21 protein-coding genes are annotated in these 23,746 nt (G+C 56.5%); 13 read left to right on the top strand and 8 right to left on the bottom strand.

What is annotated here, in order from left to right:
* The first annotated feature begins 42 nt into the window (after positions 1-42).
* The 8 genes from DK510_RS06165 to DK510_RS06195 all read left to right on the top strand — a co-directional run bounded on the left by DK510_RS06165 (position 43) and on the right by DK510_RS06195 (position 7,813).
* Positions 43-537: a hypothetical protein gene (locus DK510_RS06165; protein WP_109311361.1), complete on the top strand. Its 495-nt coding sequence runs from the start codon at positions 43-45 to the stop codon at positions 535-537.
* Positions 538-579: 42 nt separating this feature from the next.
* Positions 580-1,014, top strand: a complete 435-nt coding sequence (locus DK510_RS06170; protein WP_109311362.1) for a hypothetical protein — start codon at positions 580-582, stop codon at positions 1,012-1,014.
* Between the two features lie 126 nt (positions 1,015-1,140).
* Positions 1,141-1,317: a hypothetical protein gene (locus DK510_RS22760; RefSeq protein ID WP_160116468.1), complete on the top strand. Its 177-nt coding sequence runs from the start codon at positions 1,141-1,143 to the stop codon at positions 1,315-1,317.
* On the top strand, positions 1,314-2,879 hold the full coding sequence (locus DK510_RS06175; RefSeq protein WP_109311363.1) for a recombinase family protein: 1,566 nt from the start codon (positions 1,314-1,316) through the stop codon (positions 2,877-2,879). Before DK510_RS22760 ends, DK510_RS06175 begins: the two co-directional genes overlap by 4 nt.
* Before the next feature lie 1,088 nt (positions 2,880-3,967).
* The gene (locus DK510_RS06180) at positions 3,968-5,530 is read left to right on the top strand and encodes an arylsulfatase (protein WP_109311364.1); all 1,563 of its coding nucleotides are present in this window, start codon (positions 3,968-3,970) and stop codon (positions 5,528-5,530) included.
* Between the two features lie 63 nt (positions 5,531-5,593).
* On the top strand, positions 5,594-6,031 hold the full coding sequence (locus DK510_RS06185) for a DUF4345 domain-containing protein (RefSeq protein WP_234998955.1): 438 nt from the start codon (positions 5,594-5,596) through the stop codon (positions 6,029-6,031).
* Positions 6,032-6,047: 16 nt separating this feature from the next.
* The gene (locus tag DK510_RS06190) at positions 6,048-6,905 is read left to right on the top strand and encodes a DUF302 domain-containing protein (RefSeq protein ID WP_109311365.1); all 858 of its coding nucleotides are present in this window, start codon (positions 6,048-6,050) and stop codon (positions 6,903-6,905) included.
* A 287-nt stretch (positions 6,906-7,192) separates the two neighbouring features.
* Entirely contained in the window at positions 7,193-7,813 is a 621-nt protein-coding gene (locus DK510_RS06195) for a cysteine hydrolase family protein (RefSeq protein WP_109311366.1), read from the top strand.
* A gap of 359 nt (positions 7,814-8,172) precedes the next feature.
* On the opposite strand, the gene DK510_RS06200 is transcribed toward DK510_RS06195, so the two are convergent.
* The 3 genes from DK510_RS06200 to DK510_RS06210 form a co-directional block, all read right to left on the bottom strand.
* Positions 8,173-10,527 carry a TRAP transporter large permease subunit gene (locus DK510_RS06200; protein ID WP_109311367.1) on the bottom strand — a complete coding sequence of 785 codons (2,355 nt, stop codon included), beginning with the start codon at positions 10,525-10,527 and terminating at the stop codon, positions 8,173-8,175.
* Positions 10,528-10,544: 17 nt separating this feature from the next.
* Positions 10,545-11,471, bottom strand: a complete 927-nt coding sequence (locus tag DK510_RS06205; RefSeq protein WP_109311368.1) for a TRAP transporter small permease subunit — start codon at positions 11,469-11,471, stop codon at positions 10,545-10,547.
* A 121-nt stretch (positions 11,472-11,592) separates the two neighbouring features.
* Positions 11,593-12,675, bottom strand: coding sequence for a TRAP transporter substrate-binding protein (locus tag DK510_RS06210; protein WP_109311369.1), 1,083 nt, complete (start codon positions 12,673-12,675; stop codon positions 11,593-11,595).
* A gap of 248 nt (positions 12,676-12,923) precedes the next feature.
* Here DK510_RS06210 and DK510_RS06215 point away from each other — a divergent pair, with 248 nt between their 5' ends.
* Both DK510_RS06215 and DK510_RS06220 read left to right on the top strand, forming a co-directional pair.
* Entirely contained in the window at positions 12,924-14,357 is a 1,434-nt protein-coding gene (locus DK510_RS06215) for a cache domain-containing protein (protein WP_109311370.1), read from the top strand.
* On the top strand, positions 14,354-15,001 hold the full coding sequence (locus tag DK510_RS06220) for a response regulator transcription factor (protein WP_109311371.1): 648 nt from the start codon (positions 14,354-14,356) through the stop codon (positions 14,999-15,001). The genes DK510_RS06215 and DK510_RS06220 overlap by 4 nt, the downstream gene beginning before the upstream one ends.
* Positions 15,002-15,084: 83 nt before the next feature.
* On the opposite strand, the gene DK510_RS06225 is transcribed toward DK510_RS06220, so the two are convergent.
* Both DK510_RS06225 and DK510_RS06230 read right to left on the bottom strand, forming a co-directional pair.
* Positions 15,085-15,468, bottom strand: coding sequence for a VOC family protein (locus DK510_RS06225; RefSeq protein ID WP_109311372.1), 384 nt, complete (start codon positions 15,466-15,468; stop codon positions 15,085-15,087).
* A gap of 48 nt (positions 15,469-15,516) precedes the next feature.
* A complete protein-coding gene (locus DK510_RS06230; protein ID WP_109311373.1) occupies positions 15,517-16,362 on the bottom strand; it encodes a hypothetical protein in 846 nt (281 codons plus the stop codon).
* 421 nt (positions 16,363-16,783) lie between these two features.
* Between DK510_RS06230 and DK510_RS06235 the strand changes: the two genes are divergently transcribed.
* The 3 genes from DK510_RS06235 to DK510_RS06245 all read left to right on the top strand — a co-directional run bounded on the left by DK510_RS06235 (position 16,784) and on the right by DK510_RS06245 (position 20,188).
* Positions 16,784-18,535 (top strand): acetolactate synthase 3 large subunit, encoded by a 1,752-nt coding sequence (locus DK510_RS06235; protein ID WP_058274261.1) that lies wholly within the window; start codon positions 16,784-16,786, stop codon positions 18,533-18,535.
* A 67-nt stretch (positions 18,536-18,602) separates the two neighbouring features.
* Positions 18,603-19,163, top strand: a complete 561-nt coding sequence (gene ilvN / locus DK510_RS06240; protein ID WP_058273965.1) for an acetolactate synthase small subunit — start codon at positions 18,603-18,605, stop codon at positions 19,161-19,163.
* 290 nt (positions 19,164-19,453) lie between these two features.
* Positions 19,454-20,188 carry a helix-turn-helix domain-containing protein gene (locus tag DK510_RS06245; RefSeq protein WP_234998957.1) on the top strand — a complete coding sequence of 245 codons (735 nt, stop codon included), beginning with the start codon at positions 19,454-19,456 and terminating at the stop codon, positions 20,186-20,188.
* Between the two features lie 5 nt (positions 20,189-20,193).
* Here DK510_RS06245 and DK510_RS06250 read toward each other — a convergent pair whose 3' ends face one another.
* From DK510_RS06250 to prfB, 3 genes are all read right to left on the bottom strand, one after another.
* Complete coding sequence (locus DK510_RS06250; protein ID WP_058273967.1) at positions 20,194-20,976, bottom strand: DUF2189 domain-containing protein; 783 nt, start codon at positions 20,974-20,976, stop codon at positions 20,194-20,196.
* Positions 20,977-21,009: 33 nt separating this feature from the next.
* On the bottom strand, positions 21,010-22,404 hold the full coding sequence (locus tag DK510_RS06255) for an amidase (RefSeq protein ID WP_109311374.1): 1,395 nt from the start codon (positions 22,402-22,404) through the stop codon (positions 21,010-21,012).
* A 190-nt stretch (positions 22,405-22,594) separates the two neighbouring features.
* On the bottom strand, positions 22,595-23,722 hold the full coding sequence (prfB, locus tag DK510_RS06260; protein ID WP_058277539.1) for a peptide chain release factor 2: 1,128 nt from the start codon (positions 23,720-23,722) through the stop codon (positions 22,595-22,597).
* Between the last annotated feature and the right edge of the window lie 24 nt (positions 23,723-23,746).

Consider the following 23,746-nt stretch of genomic DNA (forward strand, 5'->3'; position numbering starts at 1 on the left):
GATCAGAACAAGACGTGATGATTGTTCCAATTGGAGACTTCAATGACCGATGCACCACCAACCAACACCGCGCTTCCGGCCACCTGGCAGGATGCGCTACATACCGGCGACGTTGTTGCTTTCCGCTTCCCCCATGAGACAGACGGCCCGAACCTTCCGAAGGTCCGTCCGGCGCTGGTACTCGATGTGGAAGAGACCGATGTTGGCCGCTTTGCGTCTCTCGCCTACGGCACATCCAATCCGCGTTCCCGCAAGGCCGCCTACTGCGTAGATGTGCGCTCCGAGAAAGACCGCGCTACAGCCGCACTTCACCTTCCAACGCGCTTCGATGCTTCGCGGCGGATTCTCGTGTCACTCGATCACCCAGGGTCGAGCTGCACTCAAAGAAAGGGACGCCGGTGCTCGGACGCCTCACCGGTCCTGCAATCGCCCGAATGCACAAGGTGCGGGCCCGCATTCACGCCGAACGCGATATCCGGCGCGATTATCTGGGCCGACAGCGGCGTAAGGCCGGTAGCCGCCGGCCTGTCACTGTAGAGCGACGGTCCAAGTTCCATAAAACCACATGGGAGACGATCAATGTCTAAGCTCAACATCGATTACGACCCGATCCAATCTGCGATCTTCCAGGCTCTCAGCCTCGCTCCCAGCGCGCACGACGCGCTGGACCAGTTGGCGGATTGCTGGACCGACATACAAAGTGCCAATGCCGCACGCCGTCTTGCGGTGCGGATTGCGCAGGAGAAGATTTTCTCTGCGCGAGACCTCGATGCGCTGGAGTGCGTGCTGCTGCCGCTGATCGAAGTTGTCGACACTGGACGGCGCACCGAGTTCATCTCGGATGAGAACCACGTGCGCGGCGGCTACCATATCGAAGAGTTGGAGCCGAAGGCGCGGGATCTGGAGAGCAAGATCCAACCCCTGAAGTCGTTGCTCACAACCCTGCAAACACTTGGCCGACTGCGTCGATCCGAGCAAATAGCGCTGACGCTGCGCGGCCAGGATATGACCTGACCTGCAACGATCCGGAAGCGCAAAGGCGCTTTCGGGTCAAGCCATCCAAACTGTTTTTTGCAAAATTTCCATCGGTCCCAAGTTCCGACTGCCACTCACGGCAGACACCAACACAGGGACCCCGACATGGACCGTTCACCCCTTCAGTTCACCGCCCAGGCCGCCAACGCGCCACAAGGCGCAAACAACCAAACACAGATTGCCCTGCGCGGTCTGCTCAAGCTGATGGCGCGCGCCGAAGTGCAAGCCGTCGCGTCGCAACCCACCGCCAATTTGAACCACCCCATCAAGGAAACGCCATGACTCTCCGCGCCGTCGTTTATGCTCGCTATAGCTCAGACTTGCAGAAAGCCACCTCGATCGAAGATCAAGTTGCCATGGCGGAACGCTTCTGCGCGCGTCAGGGCTGGACGATTGTTAATGTCTTTGAGGACCGAGAGAAGTCAGGCAAAGACATGCGTCGTCCGGGCTTCCAGGCGATGAAGGCGGCAGCGGCGGCTCAGGCTTTTGATGTGGTTGTGGTGGAAGCCATCGATCGTCTCACTCGCAAAGTAAAAGATGCGTTGAGCACCTACGACTTCTTCATGTTCCAGGATATCAAGCTGCACTCGATCCAGGAAGGAGAGCAGGACTTCATGAAGGTGCTCTTTGCGGGCTTTGGCGCGCAGATGTTCAGCCAGAAGATCTCGGATCATACCCGCCGGGGCATGCAGGGCGCGGTCACGCGGCAGCGCTTGCACACCCGTGCCTTCGGCTACAGAAAGCGTGAGGCAGAAACCGGTACCAACCGGGAGATCGATCCCGATCAGGCGCGAATTGTGCGCCGTATCTTTGAAGAGTTTGCAACCGGTCGCTCGGCGCAGTCGTTTGCAGAAGGCCTCAACAAAGACCGTATCCCGGCGCCTAATGGTGGCTCTTGGGATGGCTCCACGATCCGTGGCAACCCGTCTCGACGCGAAGGCATTCTGCGCAATCAGCTTTACATCGGAATCGCCAGCATTTGTCAGTTTACGCACACGTATCACCCCGAGACCGGTCAGCGGAAACTCAAGCCCACACCGGAAGACTATGTGGAGCAGGAAATCCCTGAATTGCGCATCATAGATCAGGTTCTTTGGGACGCCGTGCAGACCGAGTTGGCACGGCGTGCCGCGGACACGCCCAAAGCGGCCCGTGCGGCACGGCGCACCGTTTTTCTTCTGTCTGGCGTGTTAAAGTGCGGGTGCTGCGGAGCACCGTATGTCACCATCAACAAAACGAGCTACCGCTGCAGAGAAGCAAGGCGTGCCGCATGTAACAACAAGCGTCCGATCTCGCGCAGGCGCATTGAGTCGCGTGTGTTTGGGGCGCTGCGGGCGGCCTTTCGGTCAGACGACCTGCTAAAACGCTTTGAGCAGGCTCTGGAGGACGAACGCGGCAAACTGGCAGACGGTCAGCTGGAGGCTGACCTCAGACGATTTGAAACGGCGCGCGACAGAGCAACCGCAGGGCGTGACAATATCCTCGCGGCTGTCGCTGAAGGCGCGCCCTATGCCACGTTCAAGGCCAAGGCGGACTCTCTGGAGCAAGAAATCAGCGATTTAACGACTCGCATCACGCCACTTGAGGCACAGATCGCGCGCAGCCAGGCTGAGGTTGAAGATGCGCGCGCGATCTATGAGCGCGCGCTCAACAACATTGAGCATCTGCTCTCTGACAAGGCGTATGTCGAGGAAGCGCATGGATATCTGGCGATGCTCATCGAAAAGATCACGCTGATGCCAGACGAGCGAGCGCAACATGGGTTGCAAGCTGAGATGCATCTCAGGAGCGGAGCATTGTTGGGTCGGGGCGCTGAGGACGAACCCGTTGTTGTCCCCTGTTGAGCGTGAGGGCGAGGAAAGGGTGAAAGCAGACATTCGCTGCGCTTAGTGCCAATGACCGCATTGCGGACAAAGCTGCCTCTGACACGATCGTCAATTCAAGCCGCAAAACCTCGTCTCATGATCGGAGCTTTTTTGTTTTTACTAACTCTCTGAACGGTGTTGTGAATTTTGGCGTAAAATCACAAGCCGTTTTGCGGAATATCTTTACGTCAGCTGTGTTCCTGCGCGGGCGTAAAGGCCCGAACAGACAAATAGACTGGGCTGTCCCATGACCAGACTATCCCCGCGTTGCCAATCATCCCAGATTAGGGTGACGCGGGGAACTTTTAATCCAAGCGGCGGTCCTTGCCGTACTGAGCTTAACCCAATCCAATAGTGATTTGTGAGGGGGTAACGAGTTACGGCCTCGCCATTGTGCGGGGCCTTTTATTGTTGAGGCTAAAAAAGGCCAGCTTCGCAATGCGGACTCACTCACACACTTGCATTGCGAAGCTGGCAAACAACCCTCCGACAGGGGGATGGGTAGTCGGAGGTGGCAGCACAATTATGGGACTGTGCGGGGCGAAATAACTACAGAATGACAGGATGCACTAGGCGTTCATCGGAATAGGTTGGGTATCCGAAAGTATAGTTACACTCGACCAAGCTAAATCCGCGGTACCAGCTTCGAAACACCCTGTCCGCACAGTACAAAAAAGCTATACACCAAAACCTCCGGATGGGGGATGCCCGCTGGAGACAGCGGCATAGATAGGGGATCTGACGTATTTTTACGAAAACAGGAAGCGCCCAAAGCAGCTAGATACTTATTTTTATTACGGGTTTTCCGGGAGTTTACTACTGATAGCTTGGCTTAACTCACAATTTTGGCTCTTTTGCCAGGCGCCAAGGTTGACACGGTAGGAAGGTCTGTATTGGGCTCGATCCCGTTGTTTGCTAAATCGCGACGAGTGCACGTTTGCGGACTTTGCTGCCGAAGAAATGTCTTACCCTGAGGTGCTGAGCCTAAAAGGTTAACAAATTACACTGTTCCTCCAAGCCGATGTTTTTCCTATCATTGGTGAGAAACAGCGTATCGGGAGGTCTTAATGAACAAGCTTGTCTCAGTAGCGGGTGCGGTCTGCTTTGCTTTCACTGGAGCTTGGGCCGACGAGCATACTCCGCCCAACATTCTTGTCATCATGGCAGATGACGTGGGTTGGGCGAGCGTCGGCGTTTACCACGGAGGTGTCAAAAGTATTGAGACGCCGAACTTGGATCGCCTCTCGTCTGAGGGTGCTCGTCTCACAGATTATTATGCGGAGCCAAGTTGTACTGCCGGTCGATCAGCGTTTATGACCGGACAGTTGCCTATTCGGACTGGTATGCACACGGTAGGGCTGCCGGGGGATCCGATAGGGTTAAATCCAGATGATCCGACGCTTCCGATGATCTTGAAAAAGTTGGGGTACACGACGGGCCAGTTCGGTAAAAACCACTTGGGCGATCTCAACGAGTTCTTACCGACTACAAAAGGTTTCGACGAGTATTGGGGTTGGCTCTATCACCTGAATGCTATGGAATATACGTCTGATCCGGATTGGCCAGACGACCCAGAATTCAATGCGCAATTTGCGCCTCGCAACATCATTCATTCTTTTGCAACAGAAGAAGAAGACGAAACGGTCGACCCGCGATTTGGAAAAGTCGGAAAGCAGCGCATCATTGATGACGGGCCTGCGCCTCCAGAGCGCCAAAAGACTTTGGATGACGAAGTGACATCTTACACGAAGGACTTCATTTCTCGTGCAGTAGAGTCGGACACTCCGTTTTTTGTATGGATGGCTCCTGCCCGTGCACACGTCTGGACCCACCTTAGCCCCGAGTACGAAGCTATGTTAGGCAGTGGACGTGGACTTCAGGATGTGGTCATGAAGGAGTTGGACAACAACATTGGTAACGTTCTCAGCCACCTTGAGGATCTGGGAGTCGCCGATAATACCATAGTGATGTTCACCGCCGATAACGGCCCGGAAACACTGACGTGGCCCGATGGTGGTACGACACCGTTTCATGGGGAAAAGGGTACTACCTGGGAAGGTGGCTTTAGAGTTCCTGCGATTATTCGCTGGCCGGGCAAAATTCCTGAAGGACAAGTCTTGAACGGTATCTTCAGCGGAATGGACTGGATGCCAACCTTTGTCGCCGCGGCGGGAGGCCCCAAAGACTTAAGAGAAAAGCTCCTAGAGGGTTATGAAGGGTACAAAGTACACCTCGATGGCTACAACCAGCTATCTTACCTGACCGGTGAGGATGAAGAGAGTAGCCGCCGCGAGCTGATTTACTATCAGGGTACGGATCTCCAAGCAGTGCGTTACAACGATTGGAAGGCGCATTTTGTCGTTCAAAACCACGGCTGGTCAGGTCCGAAAGAAGAGTTGGTTGCCCCCTTGCTGTTCAACCTTCGCCGCGATCCTTACGAGAAAGCTGCGGAGGAGAGCGGGATGTACGTCCGCTGGATGGGTGAGAAAATGTGGGCATTCGGCCCAGCCGCAAGACTAGTGCAGGCACATCTCGCTACCTTCGAGGAGTTCCCTCCGCGCGGGAAGCCGGTCGCCAATCAAGACCATGTTGAAGAACAGACATCAACCGAAGGCGGCATCTCTCAATAGAAGAAGCGAGGCATTCAATACGCTTTTCTGACAGTGGCGTGGGCATCCGGCTCGGATCATCGGATGCCCCAAAAACCGATTGGTAACTATGCAAAAAAGCAAAACCTCTACGAGAAGGAGTCCTCCATGAGTGCTAGATTAGTCCTTCTGCTTGCTGCCGTCGGCCTCGTGCCAATTGCGTTATCATACGGTCTGATGCCCGGCAGTTCGATCCCAGTTTTGCTGGGATTTCCGGTGGAAGGGACGAACCAAACCCACGTGTTCCGAGCGATTATGGGTCTTTACCTGGCAAACGCATTGTTCTGGTTGGCGGCCGCTTCGAAACCAGAATTACAACGCCCCGCGCTGTGGGTTCTATTTTTGTTTATGTCGGGACTGGCCGTTGGACGCATACTAAGCATTCTTATCGATGGAGTTCCGAACGGGATACTTCTATTTTATCTTGCGGCCGAGATAGCTTTTGCAGCTCTGGCGGCGGTTTCTCTTAAAAAAGTACGATGAAACAGGAAGTGGTAAAATGCTGAGGTTTTTCTTCGTTCTCTCGATGGTTGCGACTTCATCCGTGTCGACATCCGCTCTGGCACAATCGTCATCCATCCAGACTGCGGTGGACGAAAACTTCTTAGCGGTTGAGACTGTCGTTGCCAAAGCGGGAGATACTGCAATCGCATCGATAGATCACGCGCGACTGGCCAAAGCCGAAGGCGTAGAAATGCCAGCGTCTCGCGTGCTCATTTTTTCTGATCCTGAGATAAACACGCCAATTCTGGAAGAGAACGTACGAGCAGGTCTGGACCTTCCTTTTCGCGTACTTTCCTTCGATCAGGATGGTAGCCCACAAATCGCTTACACAGACTCCCAGTTTCTCAAAGTCCGGCATGGGCTCACGGACGCGTCTTCGTTGAGTGCGTTTCAGAGCAAGCTGCTCGAAGTTCTAAACGACTTGGATGCAACACCAGCACCGACCAACGGGTTGTTTGCCGACTACGGGATCATCGAACTGCGATCTCAGCTCAGCGTACCAGAGGCAGTCGAACGTCTCAGGACAGCTGTGATGGGGCAGGACGATACTGTCTGGTTCGGTGAAATCGATTTTGCGACCGAAGCGTCCCAACTGGGGGTGGAACTGCCGGATGCAGTTCTCTTACTGTTCGGCGGACCTGCACCCGGTGGCGTGGCTATGGCGGACTTTCCGGCAATTGGTTTGGATGCCTTTTGCCAAAAACTATTGGTTTACGCGAATGAAGAAGGCGGCTCTGTAGTCATTTTCAATGACATCGCTGCTTTGGCGGAGTTGCACTACGGTTCTTCAGCCGAACCTCATCACGGTTTGAACAAACGGCTTACCGCAACATTTCGCACGGCAATTGAGTAGTCGCTGTTTGGAAGACGCAATTGCAACCCGCTACCGATTGGCCATCTTTTCGTCGTCCGCTTTGGGCTCGAAGCGGGCATTCGGTAGAATTCAATGAATGCCTGCTGCGCGAACAAAGCCGATAATGCCGGTTTGGGTGTGAACGTCTGCTATTCATCCCAATGCAAATATGCCCATACCCTTGACCAAGCGCCCTGGCACATTTAGGCAAAATTGATCTGCCCGCCGGGACGACCCGGCCAGGAACGGCGCTTAGTCAGGACGACCTGATAAAACTGAGGTCGAAGATGACAACCAAATACAAAAATGCAAAGAAACTGATCGAGGGTCGACCCGCCCTGATCGTGATCGACATTCAGAAGAGTACGTTCATTGATAACAGTGCAGTCCGCTCAATCGACAATATGCCGGGTTATAAGGCACGAATGATCGCTGCGCGCGATTTGGTTGACGCCGCACATCAAAACAATGTGCCCGTCATCTTCATTCAGGAAGTTCATCGTTCCGACCAGATCGACTTCGGCCGAGAGCTGGATGGCGATGAGGACATACACTGCCTCGAAGGTGATCCACGGACAGAGGTTGCCAAACAAGAGATGGGATATCGCACTGGCGACTATTTGGTTCCAAAGCGGCGTTATTCTGCGTTTTTTGGAACCGATTTCCAAATTCTGCTGCGCGGCCTGAAGGTAGATACTCTGATACTATGCGGAGGGCTGACCGATGTCTGTGTGCACTACACGTTCGTTGATGGCCACCAATCAGACTATTTCTGCCGCGTTGTGGAGGATTGTGTCGGCGGGTCATCCCTACAAGCCCATGAAGCTGCGCTCAGAGCAATGGAGTATTTGCAAACGGGCGCTGTTCAAAACCGCGAAACGGTGATCAACGCGATCTCTTTGCTCTGATACGTAAACGGCTCCTTTATGTCTGTTTCGCATTGCCTAACGCCCAAACCAGCAATTCGAAATGTGTCGAATGCTGGCAGGATTGGGCTCAAAGCAGTGTTTCGCCGCGGCAATCGCCAATGAGAGCAAAAGAGCCGTCCGTGCCGTCCAAATACCCTGAACACCAATAGCTTGAAATTGCGTTTATCGTTTTGGCGCTCGGCTATGTGCGAGAGCGCCAAGGTATTTGGCCCAAGCTGGCAAGTGCGAGGCGGTGCCATACAAAAGTGCAATCGACGGTTTGGCAGTGCCCCTTCCCCCAAACACCAAAGCAAAGGGGGCCCAAAGGCCCCCTTTTCAATTTGGTTATGAACGTCGCATCAATTCGGGATCAGATCCGGAACAATGGTCACGATCGACGGGAAGAACCACAGGATCGCAATCCCGACCACCTGAATGATCACGAACGGAATGATCCCACGATAGATGTGGCCTGTCGTGACTTCTTTGGGCGCGACCCCTCGTAAGTAGAATAGCGCAAACCCAAACGGCGGCGTCAGGAACGACGTCTGAAGGTTCACCGCCACCATGATCGTCACCCATTTCGGATCGAACGAGCCACCATAGATCACCGGTCCCACGATGGGGATCACGATGTAGATGATCTCGAGGAAATCCAGCACGAAGCCCAGAATGAACAGCACCAGCATCACGATCAGGAAGACCGTGAACTCGTTGTCAAAGCTGCGCAGGAACTGCTGGATATAGTGCTCACCCCCGAACGAGATCACCACCAGGTTCAGCAGTTGCGATCCGATCAGGATGGTGAACACCATCGAGGTCACCTTGGCCGTTTCGCGCACCACCGGCGTCAGAACCCCACTGGTGAACAGAACCCAGCACCCAAACAGCAGACCGAAAAGGGCATACAGATAGGCACCGTAAGCAATTATGAAGGCGACCCAGGTCTCAAAGTTCACATTGCTCTGATTGATGCGCAGATCAAAGTTCACGCCCATCAGCAGCGCGATGATCACGGCAAAAGTGGCCCAGATGATCACCTTGCCCGAGCGCTCTTGGTCCTGCAGCTTTCGATAGGCTGCCAGCATGATCGCTCCGCCCGCCCCAAGTGCTGCCGCTGGTGTTGGGTTGGTCACACCGCCCAGAATTGATCCTAGCACCGCGATAATCAGAACCAATGGCGGGAAGACCACCCGGATCAAATCATTCGTGGCACACCGGGCTGCCGCCTCCTTGCAGCCGTACATTGCCAAGGCAAAGGGCAAAGCCAGAAGGACGAAGGTCAATCCCGAAGACGTTGTTGGTGCAATCAACAGAACATCAACCAGTAACATCAACAGCAGACCGATAGCGCCCAAAATCAACGGCTGCGTCGGTTTGGACGGCGCAATGCCGCGGCCCATGACCAGTGTCAGACCCAGCAGAACCACAATCACCGCAACACCAGTACCAATCGGCGCCGCAGCGGCGATCTTGGCCTCGCGCGCCTCGACCAGGGCCTCTTCGCTCAGTCGTTCGGCGTTGGCGACACCACCTGCGGCGTCAATCGTTTCCTGCTCGGATACGGCCTGATCCCAGGCGGATTGTCCGTGCAGCTCAATCATCGACACTTTGCACTGCTCGGAAACATTGGTGCGCAGCGACGCGCCCGCACCGATGTCTGAAAACGCCGAGACGTTGATGTTCTGGCTGCCAATGACCCCCGAGCTGCCCAGCAGGACTGCGCCAACGATCAGGGCGACAGGTGCTCCAAGCAACCAAGTCAGGCCTTCACTGCGCGTGATCGGCTCACCACTTCCGCCGGACATTGGAACTGCCGGGGCTTTCTCAGGGTTCAACAACGCATAGCCAAAGGCATAAAGCGCATAGAGCAACGCTAACATGATCCCCGGCAACAAGGCGGCCTGGAACAGCGTTCCGACCGAAACCACAGCCGGTTCGCCCAGATAGGTCAGCGCATCGGTACAGCCTGCGTCCTGAGCGCGCGTTTCCTGCGCGGTTGAATAGAGATCTCCTGCCAAGGTGCCCAACAGAACGATCACGATGGACGGCGGAATGATCTGCCCCAACGTGCCCGATGCCGCAATTACACCCGTCGCCAGTTCAGGCGAGTAGTTGTTGCGCAGCATGGTCGGCAGCGCCAGCAGGCCCATGGTTACCACGGTCGCGCCAACAATACCGGTCGAGGCCGCCAGGAATGCACCCACGACCACGATCGACACGGCCAGACCACCCGGCAGCGGCCCAAAGACACGCGCCATTGTAGTCAGCAGATCGTTCGCGATCTTCGAGCGTTCCAGCGTGATGCCCATCAGAACGAACATCAGAACGGCCAGCAGGGTCTCAATAGACTGCCCCGCCAGAACGCGTTCGTTCATGCGGTTCACGATGAACGAGACATTGCGGTCCAGCGCGGTTTCCCAGCCTTGCACAAAGACCGGCTCGGCGATCCTTGGTAAATCCGGGAAGCGGAACACCGACACCGTGTCCGGTTTGACGCCCGAATTCACAAGGTCTCGGTATGCTTGGGAACTGGTATCAATTGCCTGGTGTATTAGCAGACCGGCACTGTCCAGCGCGGCGATGATCCCGAATGAGATGATACCGGCCCCACCGATGGCAAAGGCCACCGGGAACCCGGAAAGGATGCCCCCGAAGAGGCAGAAGAATACGATAATGAGGCCTATCTCGACGCCATCAAGTCCGAATAACATAGTCTGGGTCTCCGTCCCTAATGTGCGCCTTCGTAGGCTTCTTCACCCTCGCCAAGGCTGTCCTTGTCGAGATATTTTCCAACGCTGTCCGGCCCTTCCACGTATTCCAGATACGAGCGGTACAGGAATGCGATCGCGTGCAAGAACACCATGGCCGCAAAAGCCACCAGCAGTATCTTGAACAAGAAGTATCCGTTGAACCCATTTGGGCTGAAACCGATGGTTTCAATGTTCCAGCGCAGCGCGCGGGATTTCATCACCAAACGATCCAGCGTGTCACTGGCCGACGGCTTCGGCACGATCAGGTGCCGCCACATGAAATACCAGCCATACATCCAGGTCAGCACCGCCATCGGCATCATGAACAGCAACGCGCCTAGCATGTCGACCACGCGCTTGGCCCGGTGGCTGATCCCGGCATAGATAAGGTCAACACGCACGTGACCGCCTTGCACGAATGTGTAAGTACAGCACAGGCAGACGACCATCGCGTTATAGAGTTTCAGTTCTTCGGCAAACCAACTGATATCCATCTGAAACGGGATACCCAGACCAAAGGACATGTCCGGGCGGGTAAACACGCGCTGCATGAACACGATGACGATTTGCTGAATGACCATCAACAAACCGGCCCAGGCAAAGAAGCGCCCGGTGGTGTTGGCAAACCCTTCCAGGCCCCGCACCATGCCCCACATGAAATTCCGGTAGTACAGCCCGATGGCTGTCAGAACCAGAAAGAGGGTGAAAACCACAAAGAAGAACTCGACCGATCCACCGTAATAGACAAAGCGCATGATGGCTTCTTTGTCCGACCAGTTCAGCCAGAGTTGCGGATGCGTGATGGCGTATCCGAAATTATAGAAGGCTTCGGCAATGTTTTGAACGAACCACACAAGTCCGTTCCACAGGGCGCCGAAGAACGAGATACCGTTTTCGTCCTGCATGTTGTCCCCAGGTCGTATCAGTTGCACTGCTGATTATAGCGGTTTGATGGGTCCGCGCATACGCAACAGAGAAAGGTTTCCCCGCGAAAGCGGGGAAACCAATTGATCGTTTGGAAAACGTTTAGCCGCGAACGCGGTTACGCTGCGTTGTGTAAACGCCCGATGACAGGTCCAGCCAACCAGCCGACGATGCCGACGACGCCATGGCGCTGTCGTGGATCTTCTTGAACAGCTCGTCGCCCATGTTTTCATCCAGCACTTCCTGGCTGGCCGCACCAAACGCATCCCAAACGCTGTCCGGGAATTCCATGACCTTGACGCCACCTGATTGCAGGCGCTGCAGAGCGGCACCGTTATTGGCCAGAAACTGCGCCAGGTTCCACTGGTGTGCTTCGGCAGCGGCAATCTCGATGATCTTCTGCTGAGCGGGTGTCAGGCTGTCGAACACGTCGCGGTTGGTTGCCAGCGACAGGCCTGCGTTCGGCTCGTGGAAACCGGCGGTGTAGTAAACCTTGGTGATTTCCTGGAAACCGGCTTTTTCGTCAGCCCACGGACCGATCCACTCGGTACCGTCGATCGCGCCGGACGACAGCGCCTGATACACTTCCGAACCCGGAATGTTCTGCACGGACGCGCCCAGTTTACCCAGAGCTTGGCCACCCAGACCGGGCATACGGAATTTCAGACCTTGGAAGTCTTCTGGACCGTTGATCTCTTTCGAGTACCAGCCACCCGCCTGCGCGCCGGTGTTACCTGCCAGGAACGACTTCAGACCAAAGATCTGGCCCAGCTCGTCATGCAGCTCCATGCCGCCGTCCTGATAGTACCAGTTCACCATTTCCTGAGCGGTCATGCCGAACGGAACAGCGGTGAAGAAGGCATAGCCCGGGTGCTGGCCAACAAAGTAGTAGTCCGCCGCGTGATACATGTCGGCCTGACCCGACGATACCGCGTCAAAGACTTCGAATGCGCCAACCAGTTCACCGGCAGCCTTGATGTCAACGGTCAGGTTGCCGTCCGACATCGCAGTGATGCTGTCGGCGCAACGCTGTGCGCTGTCGAAAACACCCGCCAGGCCGCGACCCCACGAGGTTACCATGGTCAGCGTGCGCTTACCCTGCGCATATGCCGGTGCCGCCAGCGTGGTGGCTGCAGCTGCCGAGCCGCCCAGAGCAGATGTTTTTAGAAATGAACGACGATCCATATGAGTGTTCCTCCCCTACATATTCAAAACCCGAGCAATTGCCGGGCGTAGTCGTTTTCAGTGCGCGTCAGCCTAATGACCACGATGTGAATGTGAATACCTAGTACTACGTAGGGGATCGCGTTTTTGATGTTTTCCCGGGTGCAAACCGTGACAAATGCAAAATAATTCTGCGCGCCGGCCCTCTCATATGCGCCAATTCACCAAAAATTTTGCAATTTGTCGCCTGCTTGCGTATCGATTCGCCTATGAGGGGATTCCGTAATCTGATTTCACTGACCTACGGCCAGAAATTGTCGCTTGTGGCGGCGATCCCTCTGGTCGTCGCAGTGGCCGCGATTGCGTTCTTTGTGGCGCAGGAATCCCGTGCAACTGCCGAACGCGAAATTCAGGCACTTGAACGACGTCTGATCGAGGCCAAAAAAGAAGAGCTCAAGAACTATGTCACGCAGGCCCGCAACGGGTTTGCCTATATCTATGGACGTGCATCACCAGAGGACCAGGTTGCACAAAACCTTGTAACACAGATCCTTTCGGCAATGATCTACGGCAAGGACGGTTTCTTTTTCGTCTATGACTATGACGGCAACAACCTTGTCAGCCCGCGCCAGACCGAATTCATCAACCAAAACTGGGTGGGTCTAACCGACAGTGATGGCACCCCAATTGTGGACGAATTCATCAGCCTCGCCCGTCAGGGTGCAGGCTGGCACAGTTTCATGTGGCAGAAACCCTCGACCGGGGAAGAGGCACAGATGATCGCCTATGTGGTCGGCCTGCAGGATTGGCGGTGGGCTGTCGGCACAGGAGTTTTCATCGACGACATCGTCGCGACAGTCGCCACCGCACGGGCCGAAGTCGAGGAGCGCGTGCAGCGGACATTCTCGTATATTGGCGCAATCGTTCTTGCTGCTGTGTTGGTCGTCTTCACCTCGGGCATGCTGCTGAACGTCCGCGAGCGCCGCCTGGCAGATGCCAAACTCAAGGAACTGACACAGCGGGTTTTTGATGCCCAGGAAGAAGAGCGCGGCCGCGTGGCGCGCGAGCTTCACGACGGGATCAGCCAAATTCTTGTCGGTGTCCGCTACGCGCTGGACAATGCCCGACGTCGCCTGTCTCGCGGTGACGAAACCGGGGCGCAGGCACCTCTGGAAAAGGGCATCGACAATCTGGGCGCTGCCATTACCGAGGTCCGCCGCATCAGCCGCGACTTGCGGCCCGGCGTGCTGGACGATCTGGGCCTCGGCCCTGCCCTCAAGGCGCTGACCGACGATTTCTGCGAACGCACCGGGATCGAGACCGAATTCTCGACTGTGGTGTTCCGCAACCGGCTGGACCAGGACAGCAAGATCGCTCTGTATCGCATCGCCCAAGAGGCGCTGACCAATATCGAGCGTCATTCCGGGGCGACACGTGTTACAATTGACCTGCGCGGCCACAAGAAAGGCGCGACAATGCGGATCACCGACAATGGCCGTGGGTTACGCACCACACCTGACCCCGCCAACCCCGGTATCGGCCTGCGCAACATGCAGGAACGCATCGAACAGCTTGACGGATCGCTGCGCATTCTGTCATCACGCGCCCCACGCAGCGGCACAGTGATCGAGGTCAGCCTGCCTCTGAGCCATATGCTGCCGCCGCAAGAGGACGCAACGCCTAACCGAAAGGCTGGTACATGAGCGATCAGACAATCCGGGTTCTTATCGTTGACGACCACCCCATGGTCGCCGAAGGGATTCAGTCGATCCTTGAAAGCTATGATGAGATCGAGGTGGTCGGGACCTTGGGCAGCGGACAAGAGGCTGTGGATCAGGCGACCGATCTTGCGCCCGACGTGATCCTGATGGACCTGAACATGCCCGGTTTGGACGGGCTCAGCGCGACCGAGATCATTCTGGAACGCCTGCCCCGGACACGCATCCTGATCCTGTCCATGCATGACAGCCCTGAATACATCTCGACCGCGCTTAGCCACGGCGCCAGCGGATACGTGCTCAAGGACGTGCCGACGGACGAGATCAAACAGGCTATCGACGCAGTGATGCGTGGTGAGCAGTACTTGTGCACCGGAGCCAGTGGATCGCTTCAGCCCAAAGGCGATAGCGCCCGCGAAGCATTGACCGGGCGCGAACAGACAATTCTGCTGGAATTGGCGCAGGGCAAATCCAACAAGGAAGTCGCCGCAGCATTGGATATCTCGGTTCGAACCGTTGAAACGCACCGCAAGAACATCCGACGCAAACTTGGGATTTCATCCACCGCTGGCCTGACCCGCTACGCGCTTGAACATGGCGTACTACAAGGTACAAGCCCCGGCTTCTGACCCCGCAGCGTGGAACGCGCTGCCCGGCCCAACCAGAGGAGGTGCGCCAAAGGCGCATCGACGACGGGCGGGAGCTTTTGATTTCAAGGCCTTGGCCGAATGTCTTCACCAAAAAACACCAGTGTTCCATCCTCATCCAGGACGTGAAACTCGCGTTGTTGATACGGCTGATTGAACGGCGGACGCACGCGCCCCTCTGGTAAATCAGCCAACCCTGCCTTGAGGGTTTCATACAGATCATCAATCCCGGCCACATCGATGTAAAAGGACTGATCATCCCCCAAGGCACGCCCATCATCGCGCGGCGGGCATTCAAGCAAGCGAATGGCGACCTTGCCACGCGACAGGAAGGCATAATTGTCCTGCCTGAAACCGCAAGTAAATCCCAATCGATCGCAATAGAAATCAATCTGCTTTTGCAGTGACGAACACAGAACAAATGGCGTGAGCTGTAGCAATTCCGGCATATGCCCCTCCGACAGTAGCCCCTGCTCTCGATTGTAACCCGCGACCGGTCAATCCAACAACTGATCCTTGCGCAACCCAGCACGCTGGTGATGATGCGGCAGAACCCGCCCATACAGCTGCCTGGTACGTTCAACCCCACCACACATGCCTTCGGCTTCGACAAAGGAAAAGATGCCGACATATCGGCTGCGCGCCCCTTTGACCGGCGCGACTCGGTGCAGCGCGTACCTGCCCTTGAAAACCTGCAGGTCCCCGGGCTGCAGCTCCAACGTCCTGACCAGCGCCCGGTTTCCGTCCTGCACCGAAGCCACGGATGAAAAATTCTCGTCCTCGGTGCTGCGGAGGTTCGGCACGTATTCAAAGGCGCCACCCGTCTCGCCATTCTGGATGGCCAGTGTCACGGTGTAGTTGTTGGTATCGAAATGCCAGGGAAAGCCCTGCCCTTCTTCGACCACGTTGACGATCACATCCGCCAGCGGGTCGTCATAGCGAAAGAACCAATCCTCCGGCTCATCCAGCCCATCGCGTATGAACGGCAAAAAGCCCTCGAATTCATAGATTCGGCGCAGTGGACCCGATTTGGGAAAGTTGTCTGCCGGAACGAAGGCGTTCGACCGGTCATAGAATCTGCGTATTGGGTGATTCAGGTCCAACCGGGGATCGTCCTTTGAGAAATAAGCGTTGGCGCGGTTGAAAGAGCGGTGCGCCCGGTCGGCCACGGCATCCGCCTCTTTCAATAGCTGCGCCAAACCTTCGGGGTGGATAAAACCGGGCAAAACGGCGCAGCCATCCTGATCCAACTCGCGGCGCAGATCACCGATCAGTCGTTCATAAGCGCGCGAGTCCGGGCAATCGATCGGATACCGCCCCAGATCAACAAGATCATGGATCATCCTCCGCCTCCCTTCCTTGTTCGGTCAATCTCAGCGTGCCGCAGTCAAAACTGCTCATCATGCTTGTTTCGGACATCGCGATGCCGTTTTTGACTACCCTCAAGGCAGGAATTTGGAGGTCAAAGGGGGTATTTTTCCTGAATATTCCCTGCATGCGTCAATCTGCGCAATAAAATGTCGCAAAATTCGCCCTCAGAGTTAGAAAATTGGTGCAAAAGCCTGTTGACGCCCCTTGCCCCGGCTCATAATGTCCCTGCACGCAAAGAAGGAGCCTCTGGCGATGAGAACGCTAGTCGTAATCGTAGGAACCACGCGCATGGGCCGGTAACGGTAAACCATAATCGAACCCATGCGCCTCCGAAAATCTCGGGGGCTTTTTTTTGTCAAACGCAAGACACATGTCGCGAACGGAGCAAAGCAGATGACACGTGAGATGACCGGCGCAAAGATGGTAGTTCAGGCCCTCAAGGATCAGGGCGTGGACACGGTATTCGGATACCCCGGCGGTGCTGTGCTACCGATTTATGATGAGATTTTTCTGCAAAACGATATTCGTCACATTCTGGTGCGGCATGAACAAGGCGCGGTTCACGCAGCCGAAGGCTATGCCCGCTCGACCGGCAAGCCCGGCGTTGCCCTTGTGACCTCTGGCCCCGGCGCGACAAATGCCGTGACCGGCCTGACGGATGCGCTGCTGGATTCGATCCCGATTGTGGTTCTGACCGGACAGGTTCCCACCTTCATGATCGGCTCGGACGCGTTCCAGGAAGCGGACACCGTCGGCATCACCCGCCCCTGCACCAAGCATAACTGGCTGGTCAAGGATACGGACTCGCTGTCCGACACGATGCACGAGGCATTCCACGTCGCCACCTCGGGCCGCCCTGGTCCGGTTCTGGTCGATATCCCCAAAGACGTTCAGTTCGCAACCGGTGACTATAGCGCCCCAAAGCCCTCGACCTCGCACTACCAACCGATAGTGAAGGGCGATCTGGAAGAGATCACCGAGCTGGTCGCCGCAATTGAGACCGCCAAGAAACCCGTCTTTTACACCGGCGGCGGCGTCATCAATTCCGGCACAGCGGCCAGCCAATTGCTGCGTGAACTGGTTGATGCGACCGGCTTCCCGATCACCTCAACCTTGATGGGTCTGGGCGCCTACCCGGCGTCGGGCAAAAACTGGCTGGGCATGCTGGGCATGCATGGTCTGTATGAGGCCAATCTGGCGATGCATGACTGCGACCTGATGATCAACATCGGCGCGCGGTTCGATGACCGGATCACTGGGCGGATCGATGCGTTCTCGCCCAACTCGAAAAAGGCGCATATCGACATCGACCCGTCCTCGATCAACAAGGTGATCCGCGTGGATATCCCGATTGTTGGTGATGTTGCACATGTGCTGGAGGACATCCTGAAGGTCTGGAAAGCGCGTGGCCGCAAGACAGATGAGGCGTCGGTTGCCAAGTGGCAGGATCAGATCACCGAATGGCGCAAAGTGAACTGTCTGGCCTACACCAACAGCGAAAAGACGATCAAACCGCAATACGCGCTTGAACGGCTGGAAGAGCTGACCAAAAAGCACGACCGTTACATCACCACCGAGGTCGGTCAGCACCAGATGTGGGCCGCACAGTATCTGGGGTTCGAAGATCCGAACCGCTGGATGACCTCGGGCGGTCTGGGCACGATGGGCTATGGCTTCCCGGCCTCCATCGGTGTGCAGATGGCGCATCCTGACGCGCTGGTCATCAACGTCGCGGGCGAAGCCTCGTGGCTGATGAACATGCAGGAAATGGGCACCGCGGCACAGTATCGCCTGCCGGTGAAACAGTTCATTCTGAACAATGAACGCCTTGGCATGGTTCGTCAGTGGCAGGAACTGCTGCATGGCGAACGGTACTCGCATTCGTGGTCCGAGGCCCTGCCCGATTTCGTCAAACTCGCCGAGGCCTTCGGGGCCAAGGGCATCCTGTGTTCCGATCCGGCCGATCTGGATGACGCCATCATGGAGATGATCAACTATGACGGTCCGGTGATCTTTGACTGTCTGGTCGAAAAGCATGAAAACTGCTTCCCCATGATCCCGTCGGGCAAGGCGCACAACGAAATGCTGTTGGGCGAAGCAGAAACACAGGGCGTAATCGATTCCAAAGGTTCGGTTCTGGTCTGACACAATTCGACAGATTTTGTCGGGTGCACCGGCACCCGACTATCACAGGATTATGAAAGGGACATAAATGTCTGCCCTACATATCAAAAAAGGTGCAACGCGCCATTCCGCCTATAACCTACGCCCCACGTTTTCGGACGTGCAGGAACGCCATACGATTGCGGTTCTGGTTGAAAACGAACCGGGTGTTCTGGCCCGGGTGATCGGGTTGTTCTCGGGTCGGGGTTACAACATCGAAAGCCTGACCGTCGCCGAGGTGGATCACACTGGCCACCTGAGCCGGATTACCATCGTCACCACCGGCACCCCTCAGGTGATCGAACAGATCAAAGCCCAATTGGGCCGTATCGTTCCGGTACACGAGGTTCACGACCTGACTGTCGAAGGCCCCTCGGTCGAGCGGGAACTGGCGATCATCAAGGTTGTCGGCGCGGGCGACAAGCGGGTCGAGGCGCTGCGTCTGGCCGATATCTTTCGCGCCAGCGTCGTCGACAGCACGTTGAATTCGTTCATATTCGAAATCACCGGTGCCCCTGACAAAATCGACGCCTTTGCCGATCTGATGCGCCCGCTGGGCCTTGTTGAGATCGCGCGCACTGGCGTGGCCGCCCTGCTGCGCGGCGACTGACTTTTTCGCCTCGCCCCCCCTTTTCGGTACCGGGGCGAGGCGCGGTACCAGGACATATTCAATCAATGCAACGGTATGTTGCCTATGAACATGGCCACCCAAAAAGATCATACAAATTGATGTAAAGCCTATTGCGTTTGCCTGCCCCGACGTTAACTTCGGAGGTGTAGCGTGGTGTTGGGATGCGCCAGCTAGGGTCACCAGTACGATTGAGAATGCACGAACGGCCAAAAGGTCGGGTGCGTCGCACTTTTTGGAATGACACTCTGGAACCTGGGACAGAAATGACCATGAGTATCCGCAGTCCTGATGAATTGCGCCGGATGTTCGGTGCCAATCTGCGACAATTGTCGCGGCAATATTCGTCCGTGTCCGAACTGTGCCGCCAACTGGGCATCAACAGGACCCAATTTAACAGGTATCTGGCAGGTGAAAGCTTTCCCCGCCCCGACGTTCTGGATCGCATGTGCCGATTTTTCGAGGTCGACGCCCGTATCCTTTTGCGGCCTCTGGAGGAAATTGAAACGCCACCGGAACATCCGGCGGCTTCGGCCCTTACTGAATTCCTGGGGTCCGGCCCCTCTACGCTGACTGAAAACCTTTTGCCGGCGGGCTTTTACTATGCGACGGAAACGGGACTGGACGGATCTCCTGCGACCAGGCACCGGCTGATCCACACGCGCCGTTTGCCGCAATGTACGCTGGTGCGCAGCTATGAGCCCGAAAATGACGGGATACCGGCCGACACCACCAGACGTGAGGTGCAGGGTATTGCAGCTTGCGCCGGGCGCCAGATTTTTATCCTTATGTCCAGCCGTGCGGCCCAAAACAGTCGCATCTACCTTGTGACCCGCGGCGCTGAAGAAAATTCCGAGCGGTGGCGCGGGATTGCAATTTGCCTGTCCAAAACCAACGCTCAGGCGACCACAATGCGCCGGATCTCGCTGAACTACCTGGGCACTCAGGCCAAGGCTGCCCTGCCTGCAGCACGCGCTGCCAGACGGTTCAAGCAAAGCGCCGCATAAGTCTTTCAGGCGTCTTTCTCGCCCCCCGCCAAAGTTATCAGGCGGTACAGGTGCCAACTGGCATGCCCCAGCAAAGGCAAGACGATCAACAGCCCCAAAAACCACGGGATCATGGCCACAAACGTCACGACGGCCACGAACACACCCCACCCCAGCATGATCTTCGGGTTCGACCGGACATAGCTGAAACTGGCGATCATCGCGGTCACGAAGTCCAGTTCCCGGTCCAGCAACATCGGGATCGAAAGGACGGTGATCATGTATAGAATAAGCGCGAAAATGGCCCCCACGATGCTGCCGACGGCCAGCATAGTCAGGCCATTGGGCGTCATAAAGACCTCTAGCGAACTGGAGACGTTGGTCATGGTCGACAGCCCCATGAACAACGCAAAGATCATATGACCCAAGAAAAACCAGAACAGGAAAATCACCACGATAATCGCGCAGATGGATGGCAATTGACGACGGCTCTGCTGCAGGACAACGCCGAAAACCTCGTTGAAATCCAAAGGCTCACCCTGTTCCAACCGGTGTGACACCTCATACAACCCTACTGCCGCAAAAGGGCCGAGCAATGGGAACCCTATGGTGGCCAGCACCAGCCAGAATGACGTCTGCGTCTGCACCGTGACCCACGCCATGGCCAAGCCAGCCAACACATAGAACCCACCGAACAACAGGCCAAAAACAGGTGCCCGACGAAAATCAGCCCAGGCACGGCGCAACGCCTCGCGCAGCATTCCGGTATCCACAGGTCCCATATCCGGAACCCCAAAGGGTTTTTCCATGCTCTGTCTCTCCTCCTGTTTCCGGCGCTCTCCTCAAGCCGGTCGGTTTTGTGGCCACCCGGTCGCGCCGTGATACGCGGCCCCGATTGACAATACACTCGCATCCGCGCCGCGTGGGCCAAAGACCTGCATGCCCATCGGCAACCCGCCTGCCCCAAACCCTACCGGCACCGACAGACACGGCAAGCCAATCAAGCTGACTGGAATCATGACCTGCATCCAGCGGTGATAGGTATCCATGCTTTTACCGGCAATCTCGGTGGGATACGGGAGCTCAAGTTCAAACGGCCAGACTTGAGTAGACGGCAGGATCAACGCATCAAATCCTTCGAACAGTTCAGCCGCGCGCCGGAACCAATCCGATCGTACAACACTCGCCTGATGCACCTGCATCGCCGTCAGGTCTTGCCCCTGGTCAAGTTCCCATTGCGCCGTGTCCTTCAACTGCGCCCGCTGTTCAGACTGCGGGGCCAGACTTGCCGCCACACTCCAGGATCGTAAGGTCGACCAGCTTTCGAATATGCGTTCCGCATCAAAAGGAGGCGCAACAGCTTCAACTTGCGCCCCCTGCTGTACGAAAACGGACAGTGCATCCTGGCACAGGTCCAAAATACCATCCTCAAACGGGAACGCTCCGCCCCAGTCGCCTAGCCAGCCGATCCGCATACCGGACAGATCGGCCGCCTGTACCGGGGACACCGGCTGGTTGTGAGGGGTTGCAGGATGACGCGGGTTCGGTCCTGATATCACGTCCAACAGGACACCCAGATCTTCAGGTGTTCGGGCCATCGGACCAAGCGTGGACAGTTCGTGAAGGAATACGTCGCCCACCGGTTCGGGCGGCACACGTCCCCAACTTGGGCGAAACCCATAGACATTGTTCCAGGCCGCCGGATTGCGCAGACTGCCCATCATGTCAGAGCCATCCGCCAGCGCCACCATCCCGGTGGCTAGCGCAACCGCTGCCCCACCCGATGATCCACCACATGTTTTAGAACGATCATATGGGTTACGTGTGGCGCCATAAACGGGATTGAACGTGTGCGAGCCCAAGCCGAACTCTGGCGTATTTGTTTTACCGATCAGGATTGCGCCGGCCGCCCGCATTCGTGCGGCTATCAGATCGTCCTGTTCGGGTACATGATCGCGATACAGCGGTGATCCCTGCGACGACACCACTCCGGCGACATTCACCAGATCTTTGACCGCGATCGGCAGCCCATGCAACGGGCCTGTCACTGGTCCCGCATCCAGCGCACGCGCCTCGGCCATCAGCGCCTCTTCATCGCGCAGCGCAACAATCGCATTCAGAGGCGGGTTGACCGCAGCAATGCGATCCAAGGTTTCACGCATCAGATCAGCGGCTAAGAGACGCCGGGCCGAAAGCGCCGCCAACAAGGCAGTTGCGGTTGTCTGACTTAAATCCATCCGGGACCCATCGCATTCAGTGTTACCAAGTCGCGATCAGCCTAGCGAGGCCGCAACCCCATTTAAACCCGTGTTTTACATATATCTTTTACCATACACGCCTCAGCGCACGGATCCGCTTCATCTGGCCAAAAATATCTTGGGGGAGTCTCCGCCTGCGGAGACGGAGGCAGCGCCCCCTGGCGGCGTCTCAGCCGTCGCCTTGTGCCTCGGAGCGGCTCTTTCCTGCCACATCCATCGCAAGGGTGGCAGCCATGAACCCATCCAGATCGCCATCCAGAACACCCTTGGTGTCAGACGTCTCATGGTTGGTGCGCAGATCCTTGACCATCTGATAGGGCTGCAAAACATAAGACCGGATCTGGTTGCCCCAACCCGCATCACCTTTGGCCTCATGTGCCGCGTTAATGTCCGCGTTGCGGCGGTCCAATTCCTGCTGATACAGCCGCGATTTCAGGGCCTTCATGGCAATATCGCGGTTCTGGTGTTGCGACTTCTCAGAACTGGTCACGACGATCCCTGTCGGAATGTGCGTAATTCGAACCGCCGAGTCCGTGGTGTTCACGTGCTGACCACCCGCGCCCGAAGACCGATATGTGTCGATGCGAATTTCGGACGGATTCACCTCAATCTCGATATTGTCGTCGACCACCGGATAGACCCAGACCGAGCTGAAGGATGTGTGCCGCTTGGCTGCCGAGTCAAATGGCGAAATGCGCACCAGACGATGCACGCCGCTTTCGGATTTCAGCCATCCATAGGCGTTGTGACCCGAAATCTTGTAGGCGGCGGATTTGATGCCCGCCTCTTCGCCCGCAGTCTCGGACTGCAGCTCGACAGTGTACCCCTTCTTTTCAGCCCAGCGGACATACATCCGCGCCAGCATCGAGGCCCAGTCACAGCTTTCGGTGCCACCGGCACCCGAGTTGATTTCAAGGAAAGTGTCGTTGCCGTCGGCCTCGCCATCCAGCAGCGCCTCAAGCTCTTTCTTGGCGGCCTTCGCCCCCAATTTCTGGATGGCGTCTTCGGCGTCGGTGACGACCTCTTCGTCCTCTTCCATCTCACCAAGTTCGATCAGCTCGATATTGTCGCTTAGATCGGTCTTGATGGATTCGTAGGTCTCAATGGCATCCACCAACATCTGACGCTCGCGCATCAGTTTCTGCGCGTTCTCGGGGTTGTCCCACAGGTTGGGATCTTCGACCCGCGCGTTGAATTCCTCAAGACGATGAGGAGCGGTCTCATAGTCCATGCGCTGCGCCAGCAGCTCCAGCGACTTTTCGATTTCCGCCACGGTGTTCTGGGTTTCGGCGCGCATGGTTTTGTCCCAACTTGCTCAATC

Source organism: Ruegeria sp. AU67, from assembly GCF_900312795.1.
Classification (GTDB): domain Bacteria; phylum Pseudomonadota; class Alphaproteobacteria; order Rhodobacterales; family Rhodobacteraceae; genus Ruegeria; species Ruegeria atlantica.